The sequence below is a fragment of the Polaromonas sp. P1_E1_2 genome (assembly GCF_056406035.1).
Genome location: NZ_JBFUAZ010000201.1, coordinates 1 through 6,375 on the forward strand (window position 1 = coordinate 1; position 6,375 = coordinate 6,375).

At 62.2% G+C, this 6,375-nt stretch carries 6 protein-coding genes; 3 read left to right on the plus strand and 3 right to left on the minus strand.

What is annotated here, in order from left to right:
- The 3 genes from AC1D1P_RS11265 to AC1D1P_RS11275 all read right to left on the minus strand — a co-directional run.
- A partial coding sequence (locus tag AC1D1P_RS11265; RefSeq protein WP_477673025.1) for a 2-dehydro-3-deoxygalactonokinase occupies positions 1–259 on the minus strand: 259 nt, incomplete at its 3' end.
- The gene (locus AC1D1P_RS11270) at positions 256–1,188 is read right to left on the minus strand and encodes a sugar kinase (protein WP_477671417.1); all 933 of its coding nucleotides are present in this window, start codon (positions 1,186–1,188) and stop codon (positions 256–258) included. The genes AC1D1P_RS11270 and AC1D1P_RS11265, both read right to left, overlap by 4 nt.
- A 215-nt stretch (positions 1,189–1,403) precedes the next feature.
- On the minus strand, positions 1,404–3,146 hold the full coding sequence (locus tag AC1D1P_RS11275) for an IlvD/Edd family dehydratase (protein ID WP_477671418.1): 1,743 nt from the start codon (positions 3,144–3,146) through the stop codon (positions 1,404–1,406).
- Between the two features lie 87 nt (positions 3,147–3,233).
- On the opposite strand from AC1D1P_RS11275, the gene AC1D1P_RS11280 reads away from it, so the two are divergent.
- The 3 genes from AC1D1P_RS11280 to AC1D1P_RS11290 form a co-directional block, all read left to right on the plus strand.
- A complete protein-coding gene (locus AC1D1P_RS11280) occupies positions 3,234–4,202 on the plus strand; it encodes a 2-hydroxyacid dehydrogenase (protein WP_477673026.1) in 969 nt (322 codons plus the stop codon).
- 157 nt (positions 4,203–4,359) lie between these two features.
- Positions 4,360–5,739, plus strand: coding sequence for an ABC transporter substrate-binding protein (locus AC1D1P_RS11285; RefSeq protein ID WP_477673027.1), 1,380 nt, complete (start codon positions 4,360–4,362; stop codon positions 5,737–5,739).
- Between the two features lie 40 nt (positions 5,740–5,779).
- On the plus strand, positions 5,780–6,375 hold a 596-nt coding region (locus tag AC1D1P_RS11290; RefSeq protein WP_477673028.1), incomplete at its 3' end, for a carbohydrate ABC transporter permease.

The following is a 6,375-nucleotide window of genomic DNA, read 5'->3' on the forward strand; positions in this document are numbered from 1 at the left end:
CATCAAAACCGGCGGGGCAGGCGCAGTAGGGCGCTTCGCGCCATCCCTGTTTGCTGCCGGCCATGCCGGAGATCAGGCACAGCGTGCCGGACGTCATCCAGTCGGCAAAGCAGCTTGCAAAAACCTCCGGAAAGGTACCGGGAGCGACAGTCAGGATGCCGCGTGCGAAGGAACGCTCGTCCAGGGCTGTGCCGTCGCCGTCGATCAGCGCGCCGCGCAATGAGGAGCTGCCCCAGTCGACTGCCAGAAGGTGGTTCACAGCAGGGCCCTGACCTGTTCGGGGCGCGGCAGCGGAGCGACCGCACCGTAGCCCTGCACCGTGAGGGCGGCCGCTGCATTGGCATAACGGGCCGCATCAAAGACGTTATCGCCCGCCGCAATGCGCGCCAGCAGGTTGCCGCAAAAGCAGTCGCCTGCGCCGGTGGCGTCCACCAGCTTCACGTTGTGCACGGGCACGCGCTCGCGCCGCGTGCCGTCGCTGACCAGCGCGCCGTCGCCGCCGAGCTTGAGCACCACGGTTTTGGCGCCCAGGGCGTGGCCCCAGTCCACTACCGCGTCGGGGTCTGTCATGCCGTTGAGGGTGGTGATGTCTTCCAGGCTCGGCAAGAAAATGTCGCACAGTGAAACGGCATGGCGGGTGCAGGCAAGGGCCCGGTCCAGCGGCCAGAGCTTGAGCCGCAGGTTGGAGTCAAACGACACGAGGGTACCGGCCTCTTTGGCCAGTTTCATCGCGGCAAAGGCTGTGTCGCAGGCGCTGGCGGAAATCGCCAGCGAGATGCCCGATACATGCAGAACCTTGGCTTGGCGCACGGCATCGGCTGCGCCGGCTTGCTGCAGCCAGCCCGGCGTCATGCGGCTGGCGGCAGAGCCTGCGCGCAAGTAGCTGAATTCATGCCCGTTTTTGCCGTGCGTGACAAAGTAAAGGCCCGTGCTGGCTTCCGGGTCTTGCTGCACCGCCGCGGTGGAGACGTTTTCAGTGGCCCACAACGCCATCAGTGATTGGCCGAAAGTGTCGCCGCCCAGGCGTGTGAGGTAAGCGGTGCAGGCTCCTGCGCGTGCGGCGGCAATCACGGCATTGCTGGTGTCTCCGCCGAAGCCCTGCAGGTAGTTAGGCTGGCCGGCCTGGGTCTGGTTGAACTCCACCATGGCCTCGCCGAGTGCGACGACATCGAATTTTCTGGCTTGCATAGAACTTTCTGGCATCCTTTGCTGTCCCGAAAAGGTAGCAGCATACGCGCTTCGAGACCTTGATCAGCGCGGGAGCATGGCGGGTCGTAACGCGGAAATTTCCAGAGGGAAATACCCGCGTTTGAAGCCTCCATGTTACCCGCGGCCGATCGCGGCGCCGTACCCGCGCTGTACCCCGAGAAAGGGAGGGCCGTGTAAGCAGCGCCTGCTGGTTCTCAGTGATTGTCGCGCGGCACGAAAGAGCCGCGCTTGCCGACCAGGAAATCCAGGTCAACGCCTTCGTCGGCCTGCAGCACGTGGTCGATGTAAAGCTTCCAGTAGCCTGAAGACAGCGGCGGCTCGGGTGCTTTCCAGCTGGTCATGCGCCTGGCGAGCTCTTCGTCACTGACATGCAGGTGTAGCCGGCGGTTGGGCACATCCAGTTCGATGATGTCACCGTTTTGCACCAGGGCCAGTGGCCCGCCTGCTGCGGCTTCAGGGGCTGTGTGCAGTATCACGGTGCCATACGCTGTACCGCTCATGCGGGCGTCGCTGATGCGGACCATGTCGGTGATGCCTTTGCGCAGCACCTTGGGCGGCAGTGGCATGTTGCCGACTTCGGCCATGCCGGGGTAGCCCTTGGGCCCGCAGTTCTTCAGCACCATCACGCAGTTCTCGTCGATGTCCAGGTTTTCATCGTCGATGCGTGCATGGAAATCTTCAATGGTTTCAAAGACTACGGCACGGCCTTTGTGCACCATGAGCGCGGGCGTGGCTGCGCTGGGCTTGATGACCGCGCCGCGCGGCGACAGGTTGCCCCGCAGCACGGCGATGCCGGCCTTGTCCTTGAAGGGAGTGGAGAGCGGCATGATGACATCAGTGTTGTAGTTTTCCGCATCAGCAATGTTCTCGCCGATGGTTTTGCCGTTGGCTGTAATGGCGCTGGTGTGCAGGTGCTGCGCGATTTCCTTCATCACGACAGGCAGGCCGCCGGCGTAGCAGAAATCTTCCATCAGGTATTTACCGGAAGGCTGCAGGTTAACGAGGCAGGGCAGCTCGCTGGCCAGGCGGTCAAAGTCATCCACCGTGAGCTTCACGCCGATACGTCCGGCGATGGCGATCAGGTGAATGACTGCGTTGGTGGAGCCGCCAATGGCGGCCAGGGTCTTGATGGCATTTTCGAATGCCTCACGCGTGAGAATCTTCGAGAGTGTGAGGTCTTCGTGCACCATCTCGACGGCACGTCGACCGGCCATGCGGGCCAGTACATTGCGCCGGCCGTCCACTGCCGGATACGCGGCGTTGCCGGGCAGGCCTATGCCCAGCGCCTCGACCATGCTGGCCATCGTTGATGCCGTGCCCATGGTCATGCAGTGGCCGTGGCTGCGGTGCATGCAGCTTTCGGCCTCAAAAAACTCGGCAAGTTTGAGTGTGCCGGCACGCACCTGCTCGCTCATGCTCCAGACGCCGGTGCCCGAGCCCAGCTCCTGGCCGCGCCATTTACCGCTGAGCATAGGCCCGCCGCTGACACCCACTGTAGGCAGATCGACGCTGGAGGCGCCCATCACCAAGGAGGGCGTGGTTTTGTCGCAGCCCATCAGCAGCACCACGCCGTCGATCGGATTGCCGCGAATGCTTTCTTCCACGTCCATGCTGGCCAGGTTGCGGTACAGCATGGCGGTGGGGCGCAGCAGCGTCTCGCCCAGCGACATCACCGGAAACTCCAGTGGAAAGCCGCCTGCCTCATAGACACCGATCTTGACCTGCTCGGCGATGGTGCGGAAGTGCGAGTTGCAGGGAGTCAGTTCGCTGAAGGTGTTGCAGATGCCGATGACCGGCCTGCCGTCAAACTGGTCGTGCGGGACGCCCTTGCCCTTGACCCAGCTGCGGTAGGCAAAGCCGTCGCGGTCCTGGCGGCCGAACCATTGCTGGCTGCGCAGTTCTTCGGGTTTCTTTTTGGGTTTGCTGCTGTCGGTCATGTGCTGTCGGCCTAAATAGTAGGGTTAATCCTGAAAGTGTAAAGGTATTATCGTCATACCATTGCGGCCGCTGTCTTAGTGAAAACCATGATCGGAGTAGTTCCCTTGTCCCGCCCGCACATCCTTGCCGTCTCCAAGCTCCCGCCTTTCCTGATGGAGCCGCTCGCTGCGGCCTTCGTAGTGCACGACCGCCTGCACGAGACGGACCCCGAGGCGTTTGCAATGGTCGCGCCGCAGATTCGCGGCATCTCGGGCGGCGGCGAGTCCAAGGTCACGGCCGCGCTGATAGAGAAACTGCCTGCACTCGAAGTGGTGTCGATCTTCGGCGTGGGCTACGACGGCGTCGATGTACCCGCCGCATTGAACCGCCGCATCCCCGTGACGCACACCCCCGGGGTGCTCAACGACGAAGTCGCCGACCTCGCGCTGGGCCTCATGCTGTCGGTGGCGCGGCGCATCCCCCTGGCAGACCGCTATGTGCGTGCCGGCCGATGGGCCGCCGAGGGTCCGATGCCGCTGGCCCGCAAGGTTTCAGGTGCCCGGCTGGGCATCGTTGGGCTGGGCCGCATCGGGCAGGCCATTGCCAGCCGCGCAGAAGCTTTCGGCATGTCCATCGCCTATACGGCGCGCACCGCCAAGGCGGAGCTGCCGTACGCCTATCATCCCACCGCAGCAGCGCTTGCCGCTGCGGTGGATTTCCTGGTGGTGATCACTCCGGGCGGCGCCGGAACGAAACACCTGATCAATGCTGAAGTGCTCAAGGCCTTGGGTCCCGAGGGTTACCTGATCAATGTTGCGCGCGGCTCGGTCGTGGATGAGGCGGCGCTGGTCGATGCCCTGCAACGCGGCGTGATCGCGGGCGCGGGTCTCGATGTCTTCGAGAAAGAACCGCAGGTGCCGGATGCGCTGAAGGCGCTGGACAACGTCGTGCTGACTCCGCACATGGCCAGCGGAACCTGGCAGACGCGCAAGGCCATGGCGGATCTGGCGGTGGCCAATCTGAGTGCTCACTTCGCAGGCCGGCCACTGCTCAGTCCAGTCCCTGAATGCCAGTAAGAGACTCCTTCGAAAGAGTTCCAGAAGATGAGCCCGGGACCGGGTGCTGTACCGCGGGTTTTCCATAGAAAACCGGCGTTTCAATCATCATATGATAGCAAGCGCTAAGAGCTGAGCGACCCGGTTAGACAGTTCAACAACCACAGGAGACAAAGCAATGAAGATCAGGACAATTCTTGCCAGCGCGATGATCGCGGGGGGCCTGCTCGCAGGCGGCCACGCTGTCGCGCAAGACAAGCTCACCGTCTGGTGGGTCAAGGGCTTCTACCAGGCGGAGGACCAGGCACTCTTCGACGCCATCAAGAAGTACGAAGCCAAGCACAAGGGTGTGAAAATCGAGCTGTCGCAGTACCCGATCCAGGACATGATCCCCAAGACCGTGGCTGCGCTGGACTCTGGCAACCCGCCTGACGTCGCCTATGCCGACGTGTATGACTTCCAGGTCACGAGCAAGTGGGCCTATGACGGCAAGCTGGAAGACATCTCCAGCGTGATCAACCCGATCCGCGCGCGTTTTGCCCCCAACACGGTGGAGACGACGTTCCTGTGGAACGACGCAGCCAAGACCCGCGCCTACTACGCCTTTCCGATCAAGCAGCAGACCATGCACATCGAGTACTGGATCGACATGCTCAACGATGCGGGCTTCAAGGAGTCCGACATCCCGACCGATTGGAAGGGCTACTGGTCTTTCTGGTGCGACAAAGTGCAACCGGCTTATCGCCAGAAGAGCGGCAACCRCACCTTCGGCATCGGCCAGCCCCTGGGCGTGGACTCGAGCGACTCGTTCTTCTCCTTCCTGACCTTCATGGATGCGTACAACGTGAAGCTGGTGAGCGACAGCGGCAAGCTGCTGGTCGATGACCCTAACGTTCGTGCCGGCCTGATTGGCGCGTTGACCGACTACACCGCGCCGTACACCAAGGGCTGCTCGCCACCGTCGTCCACCAGCTGGAAAGACCCGGACAACAACGTCGCCTTCCACAACAAGACCACGGTCATGACACACAACGCGACGATCTCAATCGCGGCCAAGTGGCTTGACGACGCCAACAACGACAAGCTCAAACCCGAAGAGCGTGAACTGGCGAAGAAGAACTACAACGAGCGCATCCGCACGGCAGGCTTTCCAAACAAACCGGACGGTAGCAAGATGGTCTACCGCACGGCGGTGAAGACTGGCGTTGTCTTTAGCCAGGCCAAGAACAAGGCCCGCGCCAAGGAGTTCGTCAAGTTCCTGATGGAAGAAGAGAACCTGACGCCGTACGTCGAAGGCTCGCTCGGCCGTTGGTTCCCGGTGACCAAGGCCGGTCAGGCACGCCCGTTCTGGCAGGCTGATGCGCATCGGAAGTCGGTGTTCAACCAGTACGCCAACGGAACGGTGGGCTTCGAGTTCGTCAAGAACTACAAGTTCACCGTGCTGAACAACGAGAACGTCTGGGCCAAGGCGGCCAACCGCGTGCTCAATGAGAAGGTGCCGGTTGACAAGGCGGTGGACGAGATGATTGCCCGCATCAAGACGGTCGCATCCAACTAAAAACGAAAGTCCCTCCCCCCGCTGGGGGAGGGTACAAGCCATGAGCACCATCACCCTCGACACACCGGCCACCGCATCGGCCGTCAGAAAAAATGCCATGACTTCGTGGGAGAAGTGGGGCGCGATTCTTGTCATCCCCTACCTTCTCATCTTCCTGATTTTCGTGATCTACCCGGTGGGCTACGGCCTGTGGCTCGCGCGCCATCCGGAGAGTTACGAGCGGCTGTTTGCCGACCCCATTTTCTTCCGCACGGTGATCAACACCGTGATCTTTGTCGTGGTCTCCGTCAACATCAAGATGATGCTGGCACTCGGCCTGTCGGGCTTCTTCCTGAACACGCGCTGGTGGGTCAAGATCCTGTCGATGATCTTCATCCTGCCTTGGGCCGTGCCGTCGATCCCGACCATCCTGTCCATGCGCTTCATGCTCAACCCGGAGTGGGGCGTGGTGAACGCCGCCATCTACCGCTTCACCGGCATGGACGGCCCGAACTGGCTGAACGACCCGACGCTGGCGTTGGGCTTTTCGATGCTGGCGCATATCTGGAAATCGCTGCCGTTCTGGACGCTGATCCTGCTGGCCGGCCGTATGGCGATTCCGGGCGAGCAGTACGAAGCCGCGTCGGTGGACGGCGC

Excerpts from the sequence above, each read along its gene's own strand:
- AC1D1P_RS11270 (WP_477671417.1), bottom strand. The coding sequence starts at position 1,188 with ATGCAAGCCAGAAAATTCGATGTCGTCGCACTCGGCGAGGCCATGGTG.
- AC1D1P_RS11275 (WP_477671418.1), bottom strand. The coding sequence starts at position 3,146 with ATGACCGACAGCAGCAAACCCAAAAAGAAACCCGAAGAACTGCGCAGC.
- AC1D1P_RS11280 (WP_477673026.1), top strand. The coding sequence starts at position 3,234 with ATGATCGGAGTAGTTCCCTTGTCCCGCCCGCACATCCTTGCCGTCTCC.